20 protein-coding genes are annotated in these 26055 nt (G+C 39.8%); all 20 read right to left on the bottom strand.

The features are described from left to right. Positions 1 to 24: 24 nt before the first annotated feature. On the bottom strand, positions 25 to 1059 hold the full coding sequence (locus V7K55_RS11145; protein ID WP_334831139.1) for a glycosyltransferase: 1035 nt from the start codon (positions 1057 to 1059) through the stop codon (positions 25 to 27). A gap of 1 nt (position 1060) precedes the next feature. Further along, complete coding sequence (locus tag V7K55_RS11140) at positions 1061 to 1771, bottom strand: FkbM family methyltransferase (protein ID WP_334831137.1); 711 nt, start codon at positions 1769 to 1771, stop codon at positions 1061 to 1063. A gap of 213 nt (positions 1772 to 1984) precedes the next feature. After that, positions 1985 to 3238, bottom strand: coding sequence for a glycosyltransferase (locus tag V7K55_RS11135; RefSeq protein WP_334831135.1), 1254 nt, complete (start codon positions 3236 to 3238; stop codon positions 1985 to 1987). Next, a complete protein-coding gene (locus V7K55_RS11130) occupies positions 3235 to 4314 on the bottom strand; it encodes a glycosyltransferase family 4 protein (RefSeq protein WP_334831133.1) in 1080 nt (359 codons plus the stop codon). Before V7K55_RS11130 ends, V7K55_RS11135 begins: the two co-directional genes overlap by 4 nt. Before the next feature lie 89 nt (positions 4315 to 4403). After that, on the bottom strand, positions 4404 to 5273 hold the full coding sequence (locus tag V7K55_RS11125; RefSeq protein WP_334831131.1) for a class I SAM-dependent methyltransferase: 870 nt from the start codon (positions 5271 to 5273) through the stop codon (positions 4404 to 4406). A gap of 25 nt (positions 5274 to 5298) precedes the next feature. Next, positions 5299 to 6246, bottom strand: coding sequence for a glycosyltransferase family 2 protein (locus V7K55_RS11120; RefSeq protein WP_334831129.1), 948 nt, complete (start codon positions 6244 to 6246; stop codon positions 5299 to 5301). Between the two features lie 43 nt (positions 6247 to 6289). Further along, on the bottom strand, positions 6290 to 7624 hold the full coding sequence (locus V7K55_RS11115; protein ID WP_334831127.1) for a glycosyltransferase: 1335 nt from the start codon (positions 7622 to 7624) through the stop codon (positions 6290 to 6292). A gap of 49 nt (positions 7625 to 7673) precedes the next feature. Further along, a complete protein-coding gene (locus V7K55_RS11110) occupies positions 7674 to 8780 on the bottom strand; it encodes an acyltransferase family protein (RefSeq protein WP_334831126.1) in 1107 nt (368 codons plus the stop codon). Further along, the gene (locus V7K55_RS11105; RefSeq protein ID WP_334831125.1) at positions 8777 to 10990 is read right to left on the bottom strand and encodes an NAD-dependent epimerase/dehydratase family protein; all 2214 of its coding nucleotides are present in this window, start codon (positions 10988 to 10990) and stop codon (positions 8777 to 8779) included. Before V7K55_RS11105 ends, V7K55_RS11110 begins: the two co-directional genes overlap by 4 nt. A gap of 40 nt (positions 10991 to 11030) precedes the next feature. Then, positions 11031 to 12260 (bottom strand): glycosyltransferase family 4 protein, encoded by a 1230-nt coding sequence (locus V7K55_RS11100; protein ID WP_442949084.1) that lies wholly within the window; start codon positions 12258 to 12260, stop codon positions 11031 to 11033. Next, positions 12257 to 13369 carry a glycosyltransferase family 4 protein gene (locus V7K55_RS11095; RefSeq protein ID WP_334831123.1) on the bottom strand — a complete coding sequence of 371 codons (1113 nt, stop codon included), beginning with the start codon at positions 13367 to 13369 and terminating at the stop codon, positions 12257 to 12259. The genes V7K55_RS11100 and V7K55_RS11095 overlap by 4 nt, the downstream gene beginning before the upstream one ends. Positions 13370 to 13604: 235 nt before the next feature. Continuing rightward, a complete protein-coding gene (locus V7K55_RS11090; RefSeq protein WP_334831121.1) occupies positions 13605 to 15911 on the bottom strand; it encodes a glycosyltransferase in 2307 nt (768 codons plus the stop codon). Positions 15912 to 16114: 203 nt separating this feature from the next. Then, positions 16115 to 17107: a hypothetical protein gene (locus V7K55_RS11085; protein WP_334831119.1), complete on the bottom strand. Its 993-nt coding sequence runs from the start codon at positions 17105 to 17107 to the stop codon at positions 16115 to 16117. A 22-nt stretch (positions 17108 to 17129) separates the two neighbouring features. Beyond that, positions 17130 to 20156, bottom strand: a complete 3027-nt coding sequence (locus tag V7K55_RS11080) for a N,N-dimethylformamidase beta subunit family domain-containing protein (protein WP_334831117.1) — start codon at positions 20154 to 20156, stop codon at positions 17130 to 17132. Between the two features lie 217 nt (positions 20157 to 20373). Then, a complete protein-coding gene (locus V7K55_RS11075) occupies positions 20374 to 21576 on the bottom strand; it encodes a DegT/DnrJ/EryC1/StrS family aminotransferase (RefSeq protein WP_334831115.1) in 1203 nt (400 codons plus the stop codon). Continuing rightward, on the bottom strand, positions 21569 to 22543 hold the full coding sequence (locus V7K55_RS11070) for an NAD-dependent epimerase/dehydratase family protein (RefSeq protein WP_334831112.1): 975 nt from the start codon (positions 22541 to 22543) through the stop codon (positions 21569 to 21571). The genes V7K55_RS11075 and V7K55_RS11070 overlap by 8 nt, the downstream gene beginning before the upstream one ends. Further along, positions 22533 to 23237, bottom strand: coding sequence for an acyltransferase (locus tag V7K55_RS11065; RefSeq protein ID WP_334831243.1), 705 nt, complete (start codon positions 23235 to 23237; stop codon positions 22533 to 22535). Before V7K55_RS11065 ends, V7K55_RS11070 begins: the two co-directional genes overlap by 11 nt. 12 nt (positions 23238 to 23249) lie before the next feature. Then, positions 23250 to 24344, bottom strand: a complete 1095-nt coding sequence (locus V7K55_RS11060; RefSeq protein ID WP_334831109.1) for a DegT/DnrJ/EryC1/StrS family aminotransferase — start codon at positions 24342 to 24344, stop codon at positions 23250 to 23252. Then, positions 24341 to 25378: a Gfo/Idh/MocA family protein gene (locus tag V7K55_RS11055; protein WP_334831107.1), complete on the bottom strand. Its 1038-nt coding sequence runs from the start codon at positions 25376 to 25378 to the stop codon at positions 24341 to 24343. The genes V7K55_RS11060 and V7K55_RS11055 overlap by 4 nt, the downstream gene beginning before the upstream one ends. A gap of 158 nt (positions 25379 to 25536) precedes the next feature. Further along, positions 25537 to 26043: an acyltransferase gene (locus V7K55_RS11050; protein WP_334831104.1), complete on the bottom strand. Its 507-nt coding sequence runs from the start codon at positions 26041 to 26043 to the stop codon at positions 25537 to 25539. Between the last annotated feature and the right edge of the window lie 12 nt (positions 26044 to 26055).

Raw genomic sequence — 26055 nt, 5'->3', positions numbered from 1 at the left:
CTCTGATTACCAAGCTTAAATTATTTACGCTTGCTTACTTATGTGTTGGTAAAGCTTTTCATACTGCTCTACAATTACATCAGCAGAAAAACATTGCTCAACACGTTGACGACAGTTATGACGGTTAATATTTGGTAATTTTTTAATAGTAGTAACTGCTTCTTCAAAACTATTAACTAAATAGCCATCAATGCCTTGACGGACAATTTCTGGTAATGCCCCTCTTGGGGAGGAAATAACAGGGGTACCACATGCCAAAGCTTCGGCAAAAACAATACCGAAAGGTTCTTCCCACTCAATCGGCACAATCATGGCAGCAGCTTTTCCTAGAAGTTCATTTTTCTGAGCATCGTTAACAGTCCCAACATACTCAATCCCATTTTTGCCAATATTGGGAACAATTTCTTCTTGCCAGTACTTTCCTTCTTCTCCAGTTTCACTATAGTTTCCAGCGATAATTAAACGCCGTCCTGTTTTGCGGGCAACTGCGATCGCTGTATGCGCTCCTTTAATTCGTTCTACTCGGCTCAAAAATACCAACGGCGCGTCCTCTGCTACTTTTGGCACAAAATTATATTTCTCTAGCTCAACGCAATTGTGAATGGTATGCCAAATTCCGCCATTTGCTTTTCCCAGAGTACAAATATAGTCACTACATCCTGTAAAGGTGAGAGTTCCCTGAGCCAGCTTCGCTCCCCAACTGGTGGTGCGCTTGGTAGGGTAGCGCTGGTAAGACATGACTTTTGGCAGTTGAGAACCCAGTAGAGGTAGCAGATAGAGAATGCGAGAAAAGCTGTGAACTAAGTCAGGCTGGAATTCCTGAACTACTGACCAAAGACGAATTGTGTTTTGGATTGTATCAAATTTGTTTTGCGATCGCTTCCCCCGCCAAGGAAAGAATTGAGTTACTTTTGAGGTCGAGTCAGGGTGAGCAACTAGTCCCACACTGTAACCACGAATTTGTAATCCTGTAGCTAATAAATCAACAATGCGTTCAATACCACCATAAAGTTTTGGTGGTACTGGAAGTTCAGGATCGACGGTGAGTAAAATACGCATTTTAGGCTGTCCAACGCTTATCAGATATTAGAGGACTATTACGTGGTACAAAAATGAAATCTGCTTGCCAAAGAGCTTGGTCGAGAGGGCGACGAGTCAGACCACAAATATCATAAGTAACCCAATCACGTTCATTTAGCCAGCCCACGACTTCCGCTAATAGAGGAACATTTTTATGGATATCTAGTAAGTTTACTTCTGCTAAAATTACTTGCGTTTGAGTAAGTGATTTTTCTGCTCCTTTTAGGACTTCTAGTTCATAACCTTGAACATCTAGTTTGAGCAAATCAGGAGCATAACTGTTGAAGTGTTCGTAAACAATGGTATCTACAGTTGTCATAGGATATGACTTTACCATAAAGTTTTGTTGAACTTGCTCAATTAAAATAGAGGAAGCTGTTTCAGCTTCATTAAATTGCACTTTTTCTTGTGATTCTGCTCCTAATAACACTGGAAATACCTGGATGACAGAATTTTGAGATGCTAGTTGTCTCAACTGCTGAACTCTATGTTCCAAAACTTCAAAACAGGCAACTCTTGATTTAGGGAAATATTTAATACATAAGTTAGTAAAATCACCTTGATAAGCTCCAATATCAAAAATCTGAGTGGGCTTAAAACCTAGTTTAGCAAGCCTCTCCAAGGCATTAGTAATTTCTGGTGCTTGTAATTTACGTGATAAATATTGCCGGATCTTTTTGCGTAGAAACATAATTTTAAGTTAAAAAATGATGTAGGCTTAAGTGTTTTTGCAGTAGTGTAATCACTCAAGAAAGTGTTATGTATTATGGCAATATTTAGGCTTATAGACTTCCATACAAATGGAGGAGTGCAGCTTTTGGTAGCCGTATTTTCAGCCAAAGCTATCTATCTAGAACCATTTGCTCTCCGTGAATAAGTGTTGCAGTAAATCTAAATATCTTGACTAATAGTGATTTATTCGTTGTAAAACTTCCTCTACAAGTTTGACAAAATGCTGCTGTTCTAGATCCCAGTTATAAATTCCTTTACCTAATTTTCTAGCTTGATTACGAACAAATTCCAGTTTAGCTGGATTAGATAATAGACTATCTAAAGCTACTGCTACTGCTGCTGAGTCATTAATATTTACTAATAAAGCAACCTCTCCTAATTGTTTGGCAAATTCTTGTTGAGCAGGGGTAAGGCTCATTAATATCGGCAATCCTGCTAAAAGATAAACAAAAATTTTATTGGTTAGACAAATCGCTCGATTTAGGGGCTGAATTAGCTCCAGGGATAACCCAATATCATGACAAGCTGCTAACCGAGCCATTTGATCGGGGGGTGCAGAGGGAAGTAAGTGGAGGCGATCGCCTACTCCCACCTCTTGGGCTAATTGCATCAGCTGTTCTGAATAACCAGGAATAGGAATACCTCGTAAGTGCAAACGCACAGAGGTTTGCATCTGCCCCATTGCCTGGAGGATTGATTCTAATCCTCTACCAGGGCCTATAGTTTGGGAAAACCAGTACAGGGAAGGTTCTGAACCAACGCGATCGCCCTGTTGTCGCTCTGTGGTCGCTGGTGCTTCTGCTAGAGGAAATACATTCAAAATCGGTTCCATGTTTACCCCGTAACGTTTAGCGTAGGCGGTGGCAATTCCTGGTGAAGCAGCAGTTAAGTGTTGACAACGAGGTAATAAAATACGTTCAATGCGATCGCGCACCCGAATCTCTGTCTGGTTGGCTGGAATGTCAGTTAATTCGCCAATATGAAAGTCTTCGGCATCGAACCCTAGTTTGGCATGATGTTTTTGAGCGGCAAAAGCCGCTGCTGGAAGTGCAGCCAAACAATGGGCAATGTAAAGGTCAGCAGATTCAGCCGCGGCTGCTTTGGCAAGCTTGGCACTCATAAGACTATGTGCCCAAATAGCTACAGACAAATGGGGAATCCAACCTGTCGTTGCTACTCTCCGAGCCAATTCTTGCCAGAGTCTACGCATCAAATAGGTTGGTTTGGCTCCTAGAGTGACTTGTGTCCATGACCAGGGCGCTTGGGGCAAAATACTTTCATCTAAAAGACGGGCTTCGGCTGAATAATTCCCAGCAACTACTCGTACATGAAAACCCGCATCATGTAAAGCATTTGCTTCTTTCAATAATCTAGGATTGCAGGATACATGACCCGGACTGACCAAACAAACCCGTTTGCGACTCATACCTTTTTTGCTAACAGTTCTTTTAACGCCGTTTCCAGGTGAGTACCATAGTTATCCCAGGTAAATTCCTTAGCTCTTTTGAGTGCGTTACCGCCGATTCTGCTCAATTCTTGGGGATTTTTATAGAGATATTCTATTTTTTCTTGAATCGCTTGAGAATCCCTAATGGGGATGATAAAACCTTCTTCTCCCTCTCTGATTACAGAATCTCCTCCAGAATTGGGAGTACAAATTACAGGTAAGCCACAAGCCATAGCTTCTAACTGTACGTAAGCCATTCCCTCATCTAAGCTAGGTAAAACAAATACTGAGGAATTAGAATAATACTCTTTGAGTTGGGAGTGTTCTACTCTTGGTATATGAGTAAAGTATTGCTGATATTCTGCGAAAATATCTTGAAAGGCTGATTCCACTGAACCGATAATTAAACATTCAAAATTATCTAATTTTAAATCCTTTAAAGCTTGAAATAAGTAAATTAGCCCTTTACGAACTCCGACACTTCCTACAAATAAAACTCGGAAAATCTCATCTTTTTTTGGTTGGCGATTGAATAAATTAAGCTCTACACCATAAGGAATGACTATTAACTTATGATTTGATATTCCGCATTTATTCAAAGAGTCTGCGACATATTTAGAAGGGCATAATATATAATCTGCCTCATGACATTCTTGTAATTCTCTAGTAATTATCTTGTTGAATGTTTTGGACTCATAATCTAAATTTAATCGTTCATATTCTTCAGACAATAGTTGTTCTTGATGTTTGTTACACGAACCACACTCTTCAAGAATGGCAATACCACCTTTTGTTTTGACTGCTCTAATGGTTTGTAGGCTGGCCCAAGCCCAAGATATAGAAACATCTGGGTTTCCTACACGCAAACTAGCCATCCAATCGTAAACTACAGCCAGCAGCCATTCAAAAGGCGATTTAAAAAAATAAAATTTACCTAACAGCTTATCCAGAATCAGGGATACGGTGAATATTGGAGGTAAAAATATTATTTTTCCTCGATTTACCGGCACTCTCTTATAAGCAAATGATGGATGGGAAGTGATTAGCTTGTACAAGCTATTCCTGTTCTGCAACTGATAAGCAAGATGATCTGAATGAAATTTAGTACCGCAAGAGATTAAGACTTTCATAGAAGATAGGCAAATTAGCTATTGACAGGACGAGCAATTACTAGTAATTCATCTCCCGGAAATGCCATACTTGCTTGCTCTTCTGATTCATAAGCTACAGGAGCAGTATCATAGGGCGGACTGTTAAAAACAGGGATAAATCCATACTTAGGTAAATTGTTAGCAAAAAATCTAGCATCCAGTGCTAAAGTATGTTTTTCTCCAATCATCGGGCCCCAACCTACGCCAAGATTGCGTGCGGATTGACCACCGGCGTTAGGAACAAAGATCGTTAAAAATCCAGTAGGTTTAATTAATCTTTGGAATAGCGAAAAAGCTTGAGTTAATTCTGGCAGATGTTCTAAAACGTGACTGGTGTGAATAACATCAAAGGAATGGGCTGGAAATTTTTCCAGGTCAATCAATTCATCCAGAATTTCTACTGATAAATTCTCGCGTCCATATTCAGCTCTAGATTTTGATATTTCAAAGCCAATAGCATCGTAGCCAGCTTGATTAAATTGATTTACTCCATACCCCCAAGAGCAGCCATAGTCTAGTAAAGAGCCATGATTTATATACTGTTTAACAATTTGTATGTTATTAGATAAATCAATCTGACTGCCTCGAAATTCTGATTCCAACAATTTTTTTAGTTCTACTTCATCTGGCATATCAGTGGTCATTCCTTCTTGATATTCAGATTGATAAAAATCAATGTTGTCTGCTATTTCGTCTTTTGGATAGCGGTACATCAAAAAACATTCTTGACATTGGCGCAGTTCTAAAAGAACTTTTTTTCGCTGGATGAGAATTGTTCTTTCACTTTCACAATGAGGACAATGACGACTTTGACCACTAAGTTGTTTGTTAACAATCTGACTGAAAAAAGCTAATTTATTCATTTGGTTTTGAAGGTAGTATTCTGGATTAAGAAACGTGAGATTTTCCTAAAAGTTTCATTACAGAGCGTGTCATCTGTTGACCTAAGATAGTGGACATCATCCCTACTAATTTTGGAAAACTGAGACTGAAGCCTGGTTGTAGTTGATAAAGACGGTGCAGATTTTCTCGAAAAAGTTTTTCTTCTGTCATAAACAGGGTACGAGAAGTGTAATCATAACCATTAACTAAGGCAGAAGAACGTTCTGGAGTAAGTCCGCCATGATGCCGCCAAAACTCTTCGATTTGGCAGTTATTATGAAAACAGTCTTTTACAAAACCTACAGGATCGCGACTAGATAAACTTTTGTTTTTATGAACGCGGTAATCGGCTCCTACCCCTGGGACATAGACAAATTTGCCACCTACTAAGGCTGCATCCAAGAGAAAACGTGCATCTTGAATAATTGGTAATGACTCATTCCAACCCCCTATTGCATCTACAATCTCCCGGCGATAGAGAAGAGCCGCTGGTGGTGCCCAGAAATTAGTGAACAAGGCAATTTGGGGATCGGGGTGAACGTCTTCAATTTTTCTGGCAATGACGTTACCTGGCAAAAACTCACCTGTTTCATTTTCCTCCAACTTTTGCCAATCTGAGTAAGCAACATCAGCACCACTGGCTTCTAAAGCATTGACTCGTTTTTCTAAAGCATCAGCTCGTAATAAATCATCAGCATCAAGGTATTGAATGAATTTACCTTGTGCTATGTCTGTTCCTCGGTTACGTGCTGCACTCGCGCCCTGATTTGATCCGAAATAAACTCTAATTTTGTTGCCGAATGAAAGAATAATATCGGCAGAATCATCAGTAGAACCGTCATCAATGACAATAACTTCATCTTGTTGAGTGACTTGATCTAATGCACTTATAATAGTTTTTTCAACAGAAGAATATGCATTGTAACAGGGAATGACAACTGAAACCCTAACCATAAAAAATATAACCTAACCAATTAATATAAGTTTTGATATTAATTCATTTTCTCAATAAATCTTGATACAATGAATTCATATCTAATCCAACTTCTGTCATTGTTCTGACTGATTTAATCCCTTGCTGTAAACTACATAGCAAGTTTTTGTTTTGGGCAAGTATTGAAATTGCTTCTGTCCATGCTTTTACATCTTGATAGGGAACTAACAAACCATCAATATTATGTCTGACTAATTCAGAAATACCCCCTATATTAGAACCTAATATAGGAGTTTTCACTGCATAAGCCTCCAAAACTACTAAAGGGCCTGTTTCTAACCATTGGGAAGGAACTGCTAATACATCAAAACTTGCGAGGGTTTCGGCGATTAAATCACGGGCAACAGGATCGGCAAACTGAATGCGGCGATCGCCAGCAGCTTGAGCAAAAACCTCTTGTTGATAAGCTTTTGCTTCTTCTCCTTGCACCAACCCATGAATAACTAATTCTACTTGTAAGTCAGATGGCAAGCGACAGACTGCTTCTACTAGTATATGAATACCCTTGATCCTATCCCAACGTCCTAAAAAACCAATTTTCAAAGGTTTCTTTGTATTTAACTTATCCTGTAAACTTGGTTTAATTTTGAGATTAGTTGAATCTACTCCCTGTCTGCACAAAATGAGTTTTTCTTTAGCTACACCATTCAGCAGCAATGCATCATAGAGCCATTGACAGACAGCTATTATGCGATCGGCCAAACCTACCATCTCTAGTAAACGATTTTGATGTGTAGCAACTAAAGTTGGTGTAGCTAGAGCGGTAGCTAGACGGTTATTAGATAATGAGGAAGAGGCGATCGCACTTAAGGGTAGGGGTATTCTAGACAATAGAGGTGCTAGGCTTGCTGGTATGCCTCGCGCCATAGCCCAGCAGTTACCACATCGTACCTGCTCAATCCTTCCGTCACAGACTTGTTGCCCATTTAATAGCATTGTGCCACGCAAACAGATATATCCAGGGACATGGGCGGTTAATACTGTTGGCATCCCTAGCTGTTTCGCCTGTCGCATGTGATGTATGCTGCAACCAGTCGCCCAAGAGTGTTGATGGTAGATATCAGCTTTTTGTTGTTCGAGCCACTGAGCAAAATATTCAAACCCACCATGCGGTGTAACATCACGGATTTGCTCAAGGGTCAGATCGGGAAAAACAGGATAACGATAGATGCTAATACCATCATGTTCATAGGTTATTTCCTGAGTTCCCTTTTGAGGAGCAGCAACAATACTTGTTATACCTTGGGAGTTTAATTGATTTACTAATCCATCTACATAAACCTCTGTACCTCCAGAAGATTCAGGAAAATAGTATCCGAGAGTTTGGATGACTTTCATCTAAGTCCTAACACCAATTGTTTGTTAAATTATCATTGTCAATAAAAAGCTATTTTTTTATTTTGCTTACAAAGTACTTAATAGAATTAATATTTTTATTTTTGAACTGCAAAGCAGGCTTTTCAAACAAATGCCAGCTAAGAATAGCTAATGGCATTGTCAGTAATAATGAAAGCATAAAGTAAAAACCAACACCAAACTCGTCTAAATTCAATTGAACAAGAAGTTGTTGTATGGGAAATGAGTAGATATAAATTCCATAAGAATAATCACTATGTTTATCGAAATTGCTCAAAGGCAAATTTATAGATAGCCATAAGATAATGTATGGTAAAGTTAATGGCTCTACCCAGGCATATAAGTTAAGATATATTGCCATTAAAGTAATCAACACGAAACTAACGAAAATTATCGAATTCCAATAAACCTTTTCCCTGTAAAGCCAGAAAACTGCACCCGAAAAGAACAAGACTAACAATGGTGGTACTCTGTTACTAGTCCAATATAATAAAATTATTCGGCAGTGGCATGAGTCTAACAAGTAAGTTAATAATAGCACTAGGAAGATAGCTAAAACAATCCATCGAAACTTTGTGAGGATGGATAAAGAACCTAAAATAGCTATAGCGATATAAAGAAAAAATTCCCATTCTAAAGTCCATAGAGAACCATTCAATGATTTTTCTGGATGGGATGCCATCAGCCCAGCTATATCTGGTTGCTTAATTGATAACAATAGATTCCTAAAAACATAACTAAATGGACTATCTGATGTTAAGAAATAGCCACTTATACTTCCATGTACATTTATATATACAATGGGAGTTATAACAAAAGAAGTAACCAATAAGCAGACCCAAAAACCAGGAAAGATACGTAAGATCCGATGCCATGAATAACGCAAAATATTGGGATTTGAAATATAACTACGAGTTATCAAAAATCCACTAATGATAAAGAAAGCATGTACAGCTAATGAACCGGAACTTAGCTGTCCTTTACTTAGAGATAGTAAAGGCTCATTGCCGAAATTACCAAGGATATAGCTATGTTGTAGAACGACTAAAACAGCAAATAAGAAACGTAAAAAGCCTAAGCTATTTTTTTTATGGTTAAAAGCAAACCTTAGATTAGATTGAACTGAAGAAAAAATCATAACAGTTCCGTATAGCCTATACTTCTTAAAAAAGATGCTGTTTTTTCCTGTCCATCACTTAAAGTAACCAAAGGTTTCCAACCCAAAGTTTTAGATGCTTTTTCCGATGAAAACCGAGTGATAGTTGAAGAAAATAAATCTGCTAGCCAAACTGGTGGATGTTGAAAATATGGTGGTTTTACAAGCATTATAGGTGAAGTGGTTTGAGCTTGTTCTTGTAATAAATTATTATGCACCTTCGGCACTAATTTGAATGCTTGTCGCTTAATGCTACCAAGTATAGGCATCCTATTGATAATATCAATTAGTTCTAAATCTTGGATTAAATGGCGAACTAAATCTTTCATTCCTGCTGGAGTTTGATCGGATTTATTAATTAACTGGCTACGGCTGTATGAAGGCAAGTTATGAGCAAATTTACCAATCAGTGGTGTAATGAATTCATGCCAAGAACAAAAACCATCATTGATAATGAATCTTTCACCATGTGCAGCTTCACAATTTGCTGCTAAAAGAATTGCATCAATCAAGTTTTCTATGTAAGTGTAGTTAGCAATTCCCTTTCCTTCTTCAATCCAACAAAAATTACCTATGCGAGCCAAATCTATAGGTAATTTTGTATAGGTTTTCCCACTAGGCCCGTAAACACAAGATGGGTTAAGAACGACAATCCTAGTATTGGGACTAGACTTAGCTCGTGCAAGACACCAAAGTTCCATTTTTGCTTTACTAATGCCATACTCACCGCCAGCAGGCTTATAAGGCCAGGATTCATCAACTAATTGATTAGTCTCAGGATGTCCAAAAACATACATAGTGCTGAGAATAATTAAACACTCCACTCCAGATTCGATTGCTGCATTGACTACATTTTTCGTGCCTTCAATCGTCACCTGTGCAGCATTACCTCCATCACGTCCATAGGCAAGATGAAATACAAATTTTGCACCAGCAACACTGGCTTTTACTTGCTCGTAATCTAATAAATCAATTCCCGGCATTTGAATGGGGAATCTAGCTGCACCGGCACAAGTTTTATAGTTGCGAACAGGAACAACAATATCAGAGAATCCTAAGTTTACTAATCTAGCAATTAAATGTTCTCCAATAAAACCTGTACCACCCGTAATGACTACTTTTGATGGTGGAAGATAAATTGCTTGTTGGGAATATGCTGGAGAAACCAATAAATTACGTTGAGTATAAGCCCACTCAATCATTCCTATAGTATTAGCAGCTTGTTTTGCTGTCACTCTTGGTGTTTTTTGCTCATGTATTGCTGAGGCAAATTCTACAAATTGTTCTGCAAAGCAAGAATTAAATGTTGGCAACCAATCACCAGATTCAAAGGATTTATGGGGATATAACTTGCCTGCAAGTTTATCAGATTGAGAGGAGCGCCAAAAGCATGTATCAAAGGTATTAAGTTCTAGACTGAGTTCTCCTAATTCTCCTTTGAAAATAGCTGTGTTTTTCAAATCGTGGGTACGAGAAAGTATTAGTTTGACAGGAATAGAATCCTGAGCTAGCAGTTGAAATTCACAATTAGCTTCTACTCCACCAAAGCAATCATCATAGTAACCGATTGGTTGTAAAGAACCAACTAAATCTTCAATTAAATCTAGATAATGAACTCCCATATCTGCGAGGACACCGCCATTTTCTTTTCGGAAAAAAGCACCACTCTCAGATAGCCATCCATAAGCCCCACCACATTCAATTTCAATACTTTGAAGTGAACCAATGAGTTGATTTTTTAGAGCATTCCTCAAGGCTGTCACTGAAGGAAGTAGTCGTCTCACCATTCCAACTGCCAAAACTTTTCCAGCTTTCTCTGCAAGTTCATGTAACTTCAAACAACTTGCTGCATCCATTGCTAATGGTTTCTCGCAGAGAACATGAAAGCCTTTCATCAAAGCTAGTTCAACAGCTTCAACATGGAATTGGTTTGGTAAGGCAATAACTACCGCATCAAATTCTCCCTGGCTATAGATATTATTTAGGTAATTGCGGAAGTCTACTTCTTCACATTGAATATTAGGAGAAAGTTGTTTAAGCTTACTTAGAGTTTTTGTAGAAGCGTCTGTAACAATAGTGTTAGAGATTAAACCTAAAAGGTCAAGGGCTGGTAAGTAGTACTCTGTTACAACAGCTCCGCCACCTAATATTTTTAAATTGAGGTTATTTAAGTAAGTTTGTGGATTTATCATAAGATTTAATATAAAAGCTGCAATTTGTAACCTTAAAGTTTTATGCGCTAATTCGAGATTGATAAATATCTATATACTTTCTAGCTTGGATATCTAATGCATATTCTTGAACAGCTATTTCTCGACAATTTTTCTTCATTTCACTCCTCAAATTATTATCTTCTAATAAATTAATAATCCCTTCGGAAAAGCTGTCAGTTTTTTCAGGTTCAGCGAGATAACCGGTAATATCAGGTCGTACTAAATCTGGAATTCCACCAACATTGAAAGATATCATCGGTGTACCACAAGCCATACTTTCTTGTAAAACTAGAGGGAGATTATCAGCTCGTGTAGGAAAAATAAACAAATCAGCAGCAGAATAAGCCACTGATTTTAAACGATCGCTAGTGACGTAGCCTAAATATAAACTATCTATTCCTGCTTCTTTTGCTATTACATCACCATTATTACCTAAAATTAACACGACTGTTTCACTTTTAAGAGAGGCCGGTAGCTTAGACAAAGACTGAAGTAATAGATCGCTACCTTTTCTGCGATCGCTAACTGATTGGGCTCCAAACATGAGTACTTTTTTATTAGTTGGTATTCCCAGAACAGAACGACATTTTTCGGCATCAAGAGGTTGATATGCTTCTGTATCAATTCCGTAAGGAATATGGTGAATAGGAAAACAATTTAGTATACTCTGCTGGGCTAAATTTGTAAGCCATCGACTGGGAGTGACAATAGTTAAATTTGAGTGGCTATAAGTCCATTTTTTTAACTTCCATTCCAATGCAGTATTGTCCATTTTTATAGATGGATAGCTTTCTGGATAGGGACATTTTCCACAACCAATCTTCCATCGGTTACAGTCATAACTGTAAATGCAATGACCTGTAAATGTCCACATATCATGCAGTGTGAAAACTGCTGGTTTACTTTGAGTAAGGGCAGGAATTGCTAAATAGTTAAAGAAACCACTATGTATAACATGGAGGTTAATTATATCAGCCCATAAATAAAATGGATCTTTAGTTAAATTATAGGAGCTAATTTTATGGATATCATTTAACCCGAACTTTGAACTAACTTTCCTCAGTAATGACTCTAGTTTAGATGTTGTATTAATTAGTTTTGAATCATTAGATTCAAGGCTTTTTTGTGCCGTCATAATTTTCCCATCAACACCTTGATTCTTTAAGCTATTGTAAAGACGATACATAGCAATTGAGCCACCACCCGCATTTAGATGATCGCTCAAACTAATTTGTAATACTTTCATCATTTTACTAATATTTTTAATTCATCTACAAACACCCCAATCGGATCTCTTGGTATTAAGTCTCTAATTTTAATTGCAGCAGTTTGTCCTATTTCGTACCAAGAATCTCTTTTTTGCCAAGCCCGTTCTAAAGCCTCATCTAGAAACTCTAATTTAGGAGCTGCTGCTATAAATCCACTAACTCCATCCTGAATAACTTCACTATTACCAGCTACATCCGTTACAATGCAGGGACGCGCACATAACATAGCTTCAACTACCGCAAGAGGTAAACCCTCAAAACGTGAGGGTAATATCAGAGCATGATGCGTTTCCCAAATAGACTCAATATTATTAACTAAACCATAAAAATGCACGTTTTCTAAATTCCAAAGTATTTTTAATTCACGTAAAGACTGTGAATTGGAGCCATTACCAAAAAGGGATATTTCAAGAGGTCTAGTTTTCCACTTGTTTGTTTTTAAAAGTTCAAATAGCAAGTCTTGCCCTTTAGCTAAAGGGTCTAAACGAGCTACGCAAGCTAACTTAAAATTTTGGTTTTCTGCTGGCCAACTAAGTTTTGTCTCATAAGAAACTTTAAAGGGGTTTCTAATAACTTTTGCATTCTCAAGTTTGACTGCTAACTGCTTTTGTGTGAGCTTCAAGTTAGCATGTGATACGAAAAAACAGTGTTCTGCTTTTGTATAAGCTTTCGCTAATCTTATGACTACTTCATCACATGGCCACATACTCTCTGTCGCAACTTGAGTAATCACAACGAAAGGAATACTTCTCTCTAAGCAGGCTTCCATACAATTTAGTCCGTCAGTGTTATCACCTTGAGATATGATGACTAGTTCAGGTCTAAATTGATCGAGAAATCCAAACTCACTATCAGAGTTGTATAGTCTAGATACCAGTCTTTGGATACGGCTTTTGTTGTACCATCGGCGTACAACTATACAACCAGAAGCTTCTATCTCTAATACTTGTTTTGCTTCATTTGTCCATCCTTTAATGCTTACACCCACAGTAAATCCTTCCTGGCTCATGCGTATAGCAGTTTGAGACCAGAGTTCTTCACTTCCTCCCCAAGGGGCAAATCCATTAGTAGAAACAAAGGCAATTTTCATCAATTTGAATGAATAAAATAATTGCAGTGACTAGAATGGGAAAAAAGAGCGGAAACGTGAGTAGTAATTTAATTTAAACCACTCAGGTAACAAAAGGCTTAACCTATTTCACTAAGTAATTTGGTACAATCAAATCCAATTAATTATGTAAATAAATTAACTAGGCTAAAATCCTTATATTTATTGTCTTTTGCCTATTGTCTTACCCTCACGACAATTATTTACGCCCACTTACTTATATATTAATGTTGTTTTTTTCTACCAATAAATAATGATTGTGATTATTACCTTTTTCAAATAAGGCATATCCATTTCTAAAAGCAATATTATGAAATACTAACCCATATTCTTTATTCAACATTAACTTCTGGTATAATTGATAATTGCAGAATGTATTAATATTTTCTAGAATAATGTATTTGGAATCTATTAATTCTTCTAAATCAATATTAAAACTAAATTCTGAGCCATCAATTAATACCAAATCAAAACCATTATTTTCCTGCTTAATAGTTTTTATTTTGTGACTTATTTCCTTAATGTTAGACGTGATCTGACACGTTCTAATATGATTATTATGATCGTAGCGTTTTTGTAGTTGCATAAATCTAGTTGTTAAAATATTCATGCAAAATACTGTTGGTCTATTTGGATTTTTTTGTATCCCTGCTAACAAAGATTCAGTTCCTACTTTTCCGTTAGACGCTCCAAGCAATAAAGCTGACTTCACACGATCATTTTCTGCTATTACTCTAATAGTGCAAAAAAGTTCATTGTATTTTATTTTTGATAATTTATAAGGCAGGAAATAGCCAAACTTAGTTTCTAAATAATGTAACTTCTGAGCAAAAAATCCTTTTATTTTCGCTCTTAGAGATTTTGTTAAATCATTTTGAAATCGCTTAAAATAATATTTAGTATGTACATCATAGTTATGATAAACTTTCATTTTATCCGACAGTTGTAGTTCTGAGCCTAAGAAAGATTTTAATTTTTTTTCTAATTCTAACTGGTTACATGAGCGAAGCATAATACATATATGATTAACCCAATCATAAAAGCTTTGATCGGGTAATTGGTGAACACTATAACGATAATTAGACTGAGATTGAGCTATATCATGCAATGTATCTTGATTTTCTAATACGGAAATAATTTTACGAGTACGAGCTAAAATAGGGTGAGAAAGAGATATAAATTGATGAGCAATCTTAATAGCATCATCTAATTCTCCATGACAAAGTACAGAAATGATGAAATAAGCCCACTCTACCGGATCGGGATCTGAGGCTTGGTATTCCTCAAGTGTATATTTGATTGGTTGAGTAATCCAATAAAGTGCCATATTGGCATCCCCTTTGTAAAGGTTACATATTGCTAGACGCAATTTCGGCTCAGGCATCCAACTTATATAATTGACGCATTTGAGATATAAAGTCTCTGCTTCTTTGTATTGATGATGCCGGAGCTTTTCATCTCCTTGGTGGATCAGTTCTGTAATTAATCCATTACTAATGATATGTGAGTTTTTAATTCCAGATGATTTATCTACAATCATCAATGGTTCAAAAGGGCTGGTTTGAATAATTTTTTGATTTGGTTGGAGATTTTTATAAAGATTAAACCATTGAAATATTTGATCTCGTTGTTTTAAAGTGTGTCTAGAATGAACAAGATGATAACCAGCGTTAGTAATTTCTTCAAGTTTTTCTAGATTATTTAATAGATAATCAATTTTATCTAATACGTCATTAACATCAGCGAATAAGCAATTTTGCATATCAATAAATCCGCTAGCTTCAACAGATGCAGTTTTTTCTGTAATCAGACAAGATTTAGATGCTGGTATTTCTAAATGTTTGCGAACAAGTTCTTTCTCTACTGTTCCACATGTTGGTACAAAATAAGAAGCATTGATAGTACGGGCGTAAAGTTGACCATACATCATGCGTGACGATAACTTCTGACTATATCCTAGATGAGGGCAAATGAGTGAAGGATAATTTTTAGAAATAGTTTCAAAAATTCGTTGCCGCCAAGGGTACATATTGTGTATGTAGCCACTAAACATTACTGGGATAATTTTTGATTGTCCATAATCTCTATATGTCTCAACATCAATAAAATTTGGCCAGACAAATAAGTTATCAGAAATCTCTGGTGTGTGTTCAGCAGCAGTAATAGCAATAGAAAAGAAAGTTTCTATACCCCAATTTTCCATATCAGAAAGAAACCCTGCACGCGCTTCACACCATGAATCTCCATTATGTAAGCCCAGTTTAGGTATTTTTGGATAAGCATTAGTGTTGCTAATTTTGAGTTTTTGACAACCTTTATAGTTGGTACCACTTTCAAAAAGTGTCAATTCTGGTTGATAATTATCACAAATCTGCTGATAGTCACAATCTTCGTTAACTACAATAACGTTAAAAAATTCTGATAGACACTTGACATGCTGTTGTTTGTGCAGAATTATAAACTGAGATAAACTTGTATTTTTCCATTGAAAAAATACAAGTTTTGGCTTGACAATATTCTCCATAAAGTTCCTTTACTAAATCTTTGCTAACATTAATATCAAGTATTATAAAGAGTTTTTAAATCCTCAATTATCCGCTCATTAGTGATAGGTATAAGCTGGTAATTGAGGGTTTAATTTCTTTAACATAACAAGACAAAAAAATCCTCAAGGGCGATCGCATAACGGTTTTGATTCATGCGATCGCGTCTTGTGTCTTTGTAGTACTAGAGAGAGAACACAAACTTTTCGACAGCAAAGTTCTTTACTGGTTCCATCTTGCCAGTTTTCACGTCTACTGTATATAGAACATTGTTTTTTCTACTACTATCAGTAGCCAGCGCATACAGTTGGCCAGAAGCAGAAAAGCCCAAATCTTTAACATCGTTGATAAGAGGCTTTCCCTCAACGGTTAGTCGAGTCAGTCTTTTCATTTTTACCTTGCCAGTAATTATGGCTTTCTCCTGCAAGTTCATGGAGATTAAAATGGGGATACCTTCTGAACCGATCTCGGTTGCGAAAATATTTCCCTTGGCATCTTGGCATAGGTTAGCAAATCGATGGTTGGGCAGCAGTGAGGGTAGAGATAGATCATCTCCAGAAAGAATTTTACCAGTTGTGAAATCGAGCGTTCTAAAGGTAAAAGGCGGGACACCTTCAGTTCCCACTATGCATAGAAGTTTATTATTGGGAAGACTTAGTAAACTTTCAATAGTTTGATTGGAACTCTTGAAGTCTAGTACTTTTTTTGCTCTGAATTGACGATTAATAACACTTCCAACAGAATAGATGAGATGATTGAACTGACCATTTCTTGTGTGAGAAACTGTAGAAATTACAATAGTCTTATCGCCAAGTACTATCGCTTTTGTAATCCGATCAGAGTCAGCTAAAAAGAAGGCTCGAGGTTTTTTTATTACAGGCGATAGATTCTCAACGGACAGAACTGGCAGATTAACTTTAGAAAGAACTTTTTGATCTAGCAGATTAGCAGAGATAACTTTTCCTATCGGCAGAGTGGCAGTGTTCAGTTCCACTGGTGGAGTTTGGTTTTCTCGGTTTCGAGTATTGGATGTACTAAGGACGTTTACTCCATAAAGAGACTCGTTGCTTGATACGGTCTTTTGAGCAAACGCCTTACTAGAGATGTCGGCAACAACAGTAGAAGTCAAACTGGCAGCTACCAGCTTGCCAAATTGGCGACGTTGTAGTGGTGTCATTTTTTACTCCTTGTATGATAATTTAAGGAACAATGAGGTTAGCATTTGGTGCCTGGGGTTTAGCTCCCATATCTGCTAAAATGTTGACAGTCATTTGCTTGACGCGAATATCTTCCCTAGCTGGGTTAATACCGTCGCTATCTAACCCCCACGCCCACTGAATGCTGCCGGAGGCAAAGACTTTAGCCCCACTACTAGCTGTGTAGCGGGCTGAATAGGATTTAGTAAAATCTTGGTTGGCAGGGAGAGCTTCTTCTCCAGGCGGTTCGTCGAAGTTTGGCAATAAGCTGGAAGGTTCGACTGGTGACTGGGATAAGGTGATGAGACCGGCAGGAGAAGACCCATTATTAACGACAAAATCCCATTCGTAGCCCACTAATAAAGTTAGCTGATCCCCATTCTGAAGTCCCGTATTCGCATAATAAGAATCGCTACTATTGCTGACGACAAAATTAGCACCACCGTAGACATTACTATAGTCGCTACCGTACATGACTCCCAACAAGGCGTTTTCCGGCCGTTGGTTTTGGATGCTGCGGAATTTATTAGTAGCTGCTGATGAACCCTGCTGCTGGGCAACTGGATCTAATGACCAATCTTGTTTGTAGCACGCCATCACTCGGTTGGGCTTTACTTGCCCAGCAGCGAGGGTAGAATTTTCAAACCTCACTCGCCAATAACAAGTATTGGCAGAGAAAAATCCCAAATTAATTCCTGTATTGCGTGCAGCCTCGACATGATCGCGCATTTCTTTAGACCAGTACTCATCGTGACCCACAGACAAGAATGCTTTGTGATTGAGCAAACTTTGTGCGTTGGTGTGAATCTGCATACTGTCGGTGTAGGTAACGTTGTAAGCTTGAGATTCTAACCAGCGCACCATATTGTATTCCCATTGCAGAGGTTTGTCAGGCTGGGTGGACTGTTGATCGCTTGCTTGGGAAAACGGTGCATCGTAGGAAACCTTAAAAGCTCTCTGTCCACCAATGCTGTACATGGTGTACAAACTTTGACCACCCGTCGAGCTATAGGCTAAAACAGTAGAAACAGCGCTTGAGAACAGGATGTCAGCATTGCTGCTATCATTGCGGACGACAAACCACACATGCGCTACTTTGCCAGTTGCTTGGTCAGTCAGTTTAGCAACGTAAATACCACTAGTCCAGTTATTGCTTACCTGCAAGACGTAGGAAGTTGTCCAGTTACACTCGAGCAGTCCAGTATCGGGGTCTTTGGTACAGGCGGCTTGGGTAGTGCCATTGAGTGGGCCGCTAGTTGCTATTAGCCTTCCTCCTGTGCCACCGTAGTAGCCCAAGCGGTACACATCGATGGTATATTGTCCAGCTTGTCCAAGAGAAACCTTAATGTCCAGAGATTCCCCTTTATTGACACTGGTCGCCGAGGCATAGCCAGCGATTTCACCACTACCAATGTTATCAAGCTTCCAGTTAGTTGTGCCAGAATTTAGGTTTTCCAAATAGATTGGATTAGGGTTTGCCGGAGTCGCTGAAGCCGAGAAGGCTATACTACCGATGCCTGCGACCGTCGCTGTAACTACCACCCCTCCAGGGGCAGTGGGTACTGATCCCAATATCAAGATTGTACTTGCTTGACCACTAGCGTTAGTTATTACACTAGTGGGCGACACAGATCCTCCGCCATTCGTAACGGCAAAACTCACCGTGACCCCTGACTGAGGATTATTTTGAGCGTTTACGACTTGCACTACTAGGGGGTTGGGCAGAGCTGCTCCAGTTGCACCAATCTGATTGTCTCCGCTAACTTTAACTAAGTTACTGCCGACGACAAAGGCAATGTCGCGATAGTAGTTACTATTCCGATAAGAACTGGTTGGGAAAGAATTCGGGTTTGTGTTATACACCCCATTGTTGCCATCTGCTACTGAGCTAAGATCGCCATTAACTATGGAACTGACCAGTTCATCATAAGTAGTTACGTAATAGGTGTTTGCATTGACAGAGACCACATAAGTCGTATTAGCTTGAATATTTACTGGCGTTGCTAGAAGCTGCTCCTGCCAACCAGAAGCTGTCTCGTTAGAAAAATTGACGCTTGTCAAGAGCGTTCCCGTTGCATTCCATATTTTGCCAATGTGAGTTCCTGTTTCACTAGCAGCTTTCCAGAAGCGAATGGCGGAAATTTGTCCCCCTTTAGTGCTGCGGAATTTCAAACCTAATTCATAGGAAGCGTTATCAGTGGCATTTGGAACGCTTGGCACTTGAGTTGTCAGGATAACTTGGGTGTTTCCTGTGGGGCTAGCAGTGGCTGAAAAGTTAACACTACCTACTCCGGCAGCCGTAGCGCTTACAGCATTTGTTATTGGTAGGGTTGAGCCAAGGACAGCTCCCAAAGTTAATATGGTACTAGCCTGACCGCTAGTATTCGTTACTGCACTTGTGGGCGAGACTGAACCCCCACCACTAGTAACGGCAAAGTTCACCGTGACCCCTGACTGAGGATTGCCAGCACCGTCTTTGATCTGAAGAACCAAAGGATTGGGCAATGCAGTTCCGGCTGCACCAGTCTGATTGTCGCCGCTAGTCTTTGTAATCGTAGGCAAGGAAACAGCTACAAAGTCGATGTCACGAAAATAGTTAGTATTCCGGTAAGAACCGTTTGGGAAGGCTTCTGGAGTCCCATTAAACACCCCATTGCTACCGTCTGCTACTGAGCTAAGATTCCCATTGACGATGGAGTTGCCCAGATCATCATAGGTAGCTACGTAATAGCTGTTTACGTTGACAGAGACCACATAAGTCGTATTAGCTTGAATGTTAAGTGGTGTGGCCAGAGCCTGACTCTGCCAGCCAGAAGCCGTCTCGTTAGAAAAAGTGACGCTTGCCAAAAGCGTTCCTGTTGCATTCCATATTTTGCCAATATGCGTTCCTGTTTCGCTAGGGGCTTTCCAGAAGCGAATGGCGTTAATTTGTCCGCCTGTATTGCTGTGGAATTTCATCCCTAATTCGTAGGGAACGCTATCGGTGTAGTTTGAAATGCTTGGGACTTGATTGGTAAAAAGGATAGTCATAGCTATTTCCTATGAAGTTTAATGATTACCGATGGTAAAGACGTTGCGACAAGAGGTTCTCATACCAATTTGAAAAAAGAATGTCACAGATAGCTAGGCGCACAGCAATGTTCTGTACGAAGAATGAATGTGTCACAAAAATTATTCAAATTGGTATCAGTTTCTTGTGTAAAGCAGAGGGACTGCTGGAAGCAATTTTCATAGAGAGAATTTTTCTTTAAATCTGACAAGCCATTTTTAAAACCTTTACGACATAATCCTGTTCCTGTTGAGTCATCTGATGAAACAGGGGTAGCAAGATAGTACGATCTTGTGCTTGCTCGCTCTCAGAAAGCCGATCGCACTTTCCAATTTCACACTCGCAAGCTTTTGGCTCAACTCCACACGACCAAGCTTCTTTTTGATAAGCACTTTCACGGTGAGCGCACATAATTCCGCGTCGTGTGGAAATGCCAGCATCTAGCATTTCCTGCATTACTTTTACTTGGTCGTATTTCTCTGTTAGCCGGACACAAAAACTCTGCCAGTTACTCTTTGCCCAATTTGGCTGAGTTGGTAACTTTAATCCCGGCACATCTGCCAGCTTTTCCTGATATTGCTGCGCTAAATAACGCCGCCGCTCAATAATTTCTGGTAGACGTTTGAGTTGTTCCCGCCCTACTGCTGCTTGAATATCAGTCATGCGGTAGTTGTAGCCCAGCATTGGGTATGACTCAAATATTACCTGTTTCGCACCGTGGCGGACAGTATCGGGGACGCTCATTCCATGTTGTCGCCAGAGGCGAAACTGTTTGTCCCATTGGGGATTATTTGTGGTCAGCATCCCACCGTCACCGGTGGTTATGACTTTGCGGGGATGGAAGGAAAAACAAGCGATGTCTCCATGCGGCTTGCCAATTTTCTCCCAATGTCCATTCCAGAGAATTTCACTACCGATCGCACAAGCTGCATCTTCAATTACTGGCAAATCGTAGCGGTGAGCAATATCCAGGATGGCTTTGAGGTCGCAAGGCATCCCGATCTGGTGGACAATCAGGATAGCACGAGTGCGATCGCTAATCACATCCTCAATTAACATCGGATTGATGTTGTATGTCTGTGGTTCAATATCCACAAACACTGGTATTGCACCGCAGTAGCGAATACTGTTGGCAGTGGCAATATAAGAATGGCTAACGGTAATTACTTCATCCCCAGGTTGCACGCCTACAGCTAATAGCGCTAAATGCAATGCTGTGGTGCAATTGGAGACAGCACAGGCGTAGTCTCCTCCTACGTAAGCGGCAAATTCTTGTTCAAAAGCGACGACTTCTGGCCCTTGTGTTACCCACCCAGACATAATCGCTCGGCTAGCTGCTTCCGCCTCAGCTTCACCCATCCAAGGTTTAGCGATTGGGATAGACTGCGTTTTCTCAGACATTGCTTGCTTCCTTTGCCAATTTCTGTTCGCGCCACCAACTCACTAGCCGACGCAATCCCTCTTCTAGAGATACCTCCGCCTCAAAACCTAGCAATTGTTTGGCTTTGCTCACATCTGCTAATCGGCGGGCCACGGGGTTGACTTTACGTTCTGGGCCATATTCTGGCTGTAAATCTGACCCCATCACTTTAGCCAAACTATAAGCTAGGTCGTTCAGGCTGCTTTCAACATTGCTGGCAATATTAAATACATCGTCAGTTACATCGGCTTTGGCGGCCAAAATATTCGCTCTGGCAATGTCTTCGATATATACAAAGTCCATTGTCTGTTTGCCATCACCAAAAATCAGTGGTGGCTGACCTGTAGCAATACGCTCCATCCAACGAATCAATACTTCAGTATATACACCGTAAATATCCATGCGCGGGCCGTAGACGTTGAAATAGCGTAATGCTACATAGTCCAGCCCATACATATCATAGAAACTGCGTAATAACCCTTCATTAAAAACCTTTGCTGTACCATAGAGAGTGCGGTTGTTGTAGGGGTGATGAGATTCAGTTGTTGGAAACTCCTCCGCCATGCCGTAGATGGAGGCTGATGAGGCAGCGACTACCTTTTTTACCCCAGCTTTCACTGCTGCTTCCAAAACGTTGAAAGTGCCATCTGCCAAAACTTCTAATGCCAAACGCGGTTCTTCGGCACATTGGGTAATGCGAATTGCTGCTTGATGAAAGACTATATCTACACCTTGCATGACTTCACCCAAGAGTTTTTGATCTCGGATGTCGCCTTCTACAATTACCAAAGGGCCATGTTCTTTTGCCCAAGCCAGGTTTTTCAGTTGTCCACGGGTGAAGTTATCTAGAACAATAATCTCTGAGACTCCTTCATTTACCAACAAATCGGCAATATGGGAACCAACTAAACCTGCACCACCTGTAATTAAAATTCGTTTATTTTGCATATTCTTCCTTTGATGGTTCATACCCTTCCCGCCAGCGTAAAAACTTAGCAGGGACACCAGCGACGATCGCATAAGGTGGTACATCTTTGGTGACAACTGCACCAGCGCCAACAATGCTGCCTCGGCCAATTGTTACCCCAGGTAGGATTGCCGCATTCATGCCAATATCGGCACCTGTTTCCACTTTTACTGATTTAATTTCTAAGTCTGTTTGGATGATGGGGACATCAACCGGCAATCCAGTGTGTGATGAACCCAGCACTTTTGCACCTGGGCCCCATCCCACATAATCTTCAATAATTAAATCACGGGCATCAAAGTAACTCTGTGGGCCAATCCAAACGTGGTTTCCAATGATGCAAGTACCATCGAATCTTCCCTGAATATAGCTTTGGGAGCCAATAAATACCTGGTTCCCAATTTCAAAGGTTTCGAGATGCTTAAAACCTACACCATTACCAATTCGAATGTTATGTCCGAATCTGCGTGCTACCGCCCGCCAAATAGCTCGCCGCATTAGCCCGTCAAAGTCGCCGTCACTTGTAGCAAAGCGGGCGTATAATTCGATTAATGATTTTTGTTCATATTGAGTATTTAAATATTCTGCTAGTTGAATTTCAAAGTCAGGGTCTAGCTTTTCTGGTTGTAAGCCGTGGATAGCTGTGACTATCTTAATTTTACCTGGATCGGACATCAAATTTATCGGTTATGTTAAGCTAATTACGGCTTTGGCAACCTGAGTTTGTGACTCTGTGCTGAGTTCTGCATACATAGGCAGGGATAAAACTTGGCTAGATGCTGCTTCTGAGTGCGGAAAATCTCCAGTTTTATAACCCAAGTCAGAGTATGCTGCCTGGAGATGAACGGGAATTGGGTAATGAATACCTGTCTGAATTTCCTGCTCTTGCAGACTTTGTTGTAGGGCATCTCGCTGAAGCGATCGCACGGCGTAGACATGGTAGACGTGACGGCTATAAGGCATCACAGCAGGTATACTTACACCAGATTCTGCCAAAAGTTGGTCATAGTGTGCTGCGTGGGTTCTTCTGGCTTCTGTCCAGGCTTCGATGTAGCGTAACTTCACCCGTAAAATCGCTCCCTGGATGCCATCCATGCGATAGTTGTAACCCTTCAATACATGGTGATACCTGCGTTCTTGACCCCAGTCGCGCAGCATTCCCATAGTCTGGGCATATTCAGGATTATTGGTGACTGCCATACCTCCCTCACCGTAAGCCCCTAAATTCTTACCAGGGTAAAAGCTAAAACAACCAATGTCACCGATACTACCTACCCGTTGCCCCTTGTACTCAGCCCCATGAGCTTGGGCGGCATCTTCTATTACGGCTAAACCATGACGACGAGCAATATCTAAAATTGGCTCCATGTCTGCTGGTTGACCGTACAAATGCACGGGTAGAATTGCTTTGGTGCGTTCGGTTATTGCTTTTTCAATTTGGGTAACATCTATTGTGTAGGAAATAGGATCGATATCTACAAAAACAGGGGTAGCTCCGGTGTAGCAAATTGCTGCTGTGGTCGCAACGAAGGTGAAAGGCACGGTAATCACTTCGTCACCAGCACCAATGCCAGCTGCTAGTAATGCTAGATGGAGGGCGCTAGTACCTGTATTGACAGCAATGCCATAATCTGCGTTGCAGTAACTGGCAAACTCTTCTTCAAAGGCTTTAACTTCATTGCCCAAAACGAATTGCGTACTTGCAAGTACTTTCAAAACGGCAGTATCAATTTCGTCTTTAATACTCAGGTATTGAGTTTTTAGGTCTACAAATGGAATCACGCTGCTACCTCTGCCACATTCAGTTCAATTAATCGGCCTTGCTGCTTGAGAGACTGGGATGCAGCTTCGAGAATTCTGACTACCCGCAGTCCTGCTTCTCCATCAGTAATTGGGCGATCGCCTTGTTCAATACAATGAATGAAGTGCAATCCCTCTGTTTTCAATGCCTCTGTCATATCTAACTTGGGTGAGTACATATCCCCTGTACGATAACCAATCATCATTTGGTACACGCTTTCGGAGTTGCCATTGACTGTAATACCCTTGTCGTAAATCTTGACTTTTTCACTTGGTTCTAAGTCATCGTAAACAATCATCCGTTGACTACCACCAATCAATGTGCGGCGGATTTTTACTGGTGCTAACCAGTTGACATTGATGTGAGCAATGAGATTCTTTTCAAAGAATAAGGTCAAGTAGGCGATATTTTCTGGTTCTCCAGGAACGTGACTGATACCTGTAGCGGAGACAGCATAAGGCTGGGATGGCAATAAGTAGTTCATGATTGAGAGGTCGTGGACTGCCAAATCCCAGATGACATTAACATCATGCTGAAAAAGTCCCAGGTTGACGCGGACAGAATCATAGTAGTAAATATCACCCAAGGAATTAGTGGCGATCAAGTCGTGCATTTTGCGGACAGCACCTGTATACACAAAGGTGTGATCGACCATTAAGACTAGGTTACGTTTTTCTGCTTCTTCAATCAGCCGCATTGCTTGCTCGGAGGTAGTTGTCATTGGCTTCTCTACCAGGACATGTTTACCAGCTTGCAATGCAGCTAAAGCTAATTCAAAGTGAGTTGAAACTGGTGTGGCGATCGCTACAGCGTCAATCTGGGGATCTGTAAATATGTCTCGACAATCTTTAGTTACTTGAATTGTCGGATACCTAGATTGCACTTTTGTCAATAGTTCTGGGTTAAAATCACTGACTGTTCTAACCTGAACTCCTGGCATCTCTACAAAATTTCTTACCAGATTCGGGCCCCAATAACCATAGCCGATAACACCGATATTAATGATATTTGCCATTGCTTTTAATTAATTAAAATTTATTTTTTATGGATTATTAACTACTGCCACTAAAAGGTGGCAATAGTTTCTGGGTGAATTGCAAATTAATTGCTTTTTTGTTTAAAAACTTTATCTTTGCAAGGCTTCAGTTTTCAATAAATACAGAACCAAGGCTCTCACAAACTGTTAGCTGATATTTCTACATTTTGGCGATCGCGTACATCCCCGATGACACGAGCGGGGACTCCAACTACAATTGCATAATCGGGAACATCGTGAGTTACTGTTGCTCCAGAACCGATGATGGCTTTTTCACCAATAGTTATCCCTGGTAGGATAGTAGCATTGCTACCAATAGAGGCACAGCGCTTCACTAAAGTCTTGACTGTATACCAATCATCGTCAGTTTTTAAACTGCCATCTTCATTGGTTGCACGAGGATAAAGGTCATTAGTAAACATGACTCCATGACCAACAAAGACTTCATCTTCTAACACAACACCTTCACAGAGAAAACTGTGGGATGAAATTTTACAGCGACTTCCTATCGTGACATCTTTCTGAATCTCCACAAATGTACCAACTTTTGTATCATCACCAATAACGCAACCGTATAGATTTACAAGATGAGGATGAAAAATCTTTACGTTTTTGCCTAGCTTGACATCATCATTTACTGCCATTACTTAATCTGC

Origin of the sequence: Nostoc sp. (assembly GCF_036919895.1) — a bacterium.
Lineage (GTDB): Bacteria > Cyanobacteriota > Cyanobacteriia > Cyanobacteriales > Nostocaceae > Nostoc.
Note: the sequence above shows the minus strand (reverse complement) of the source record. Positions and strands in the feature narration are given on the sequence as shown.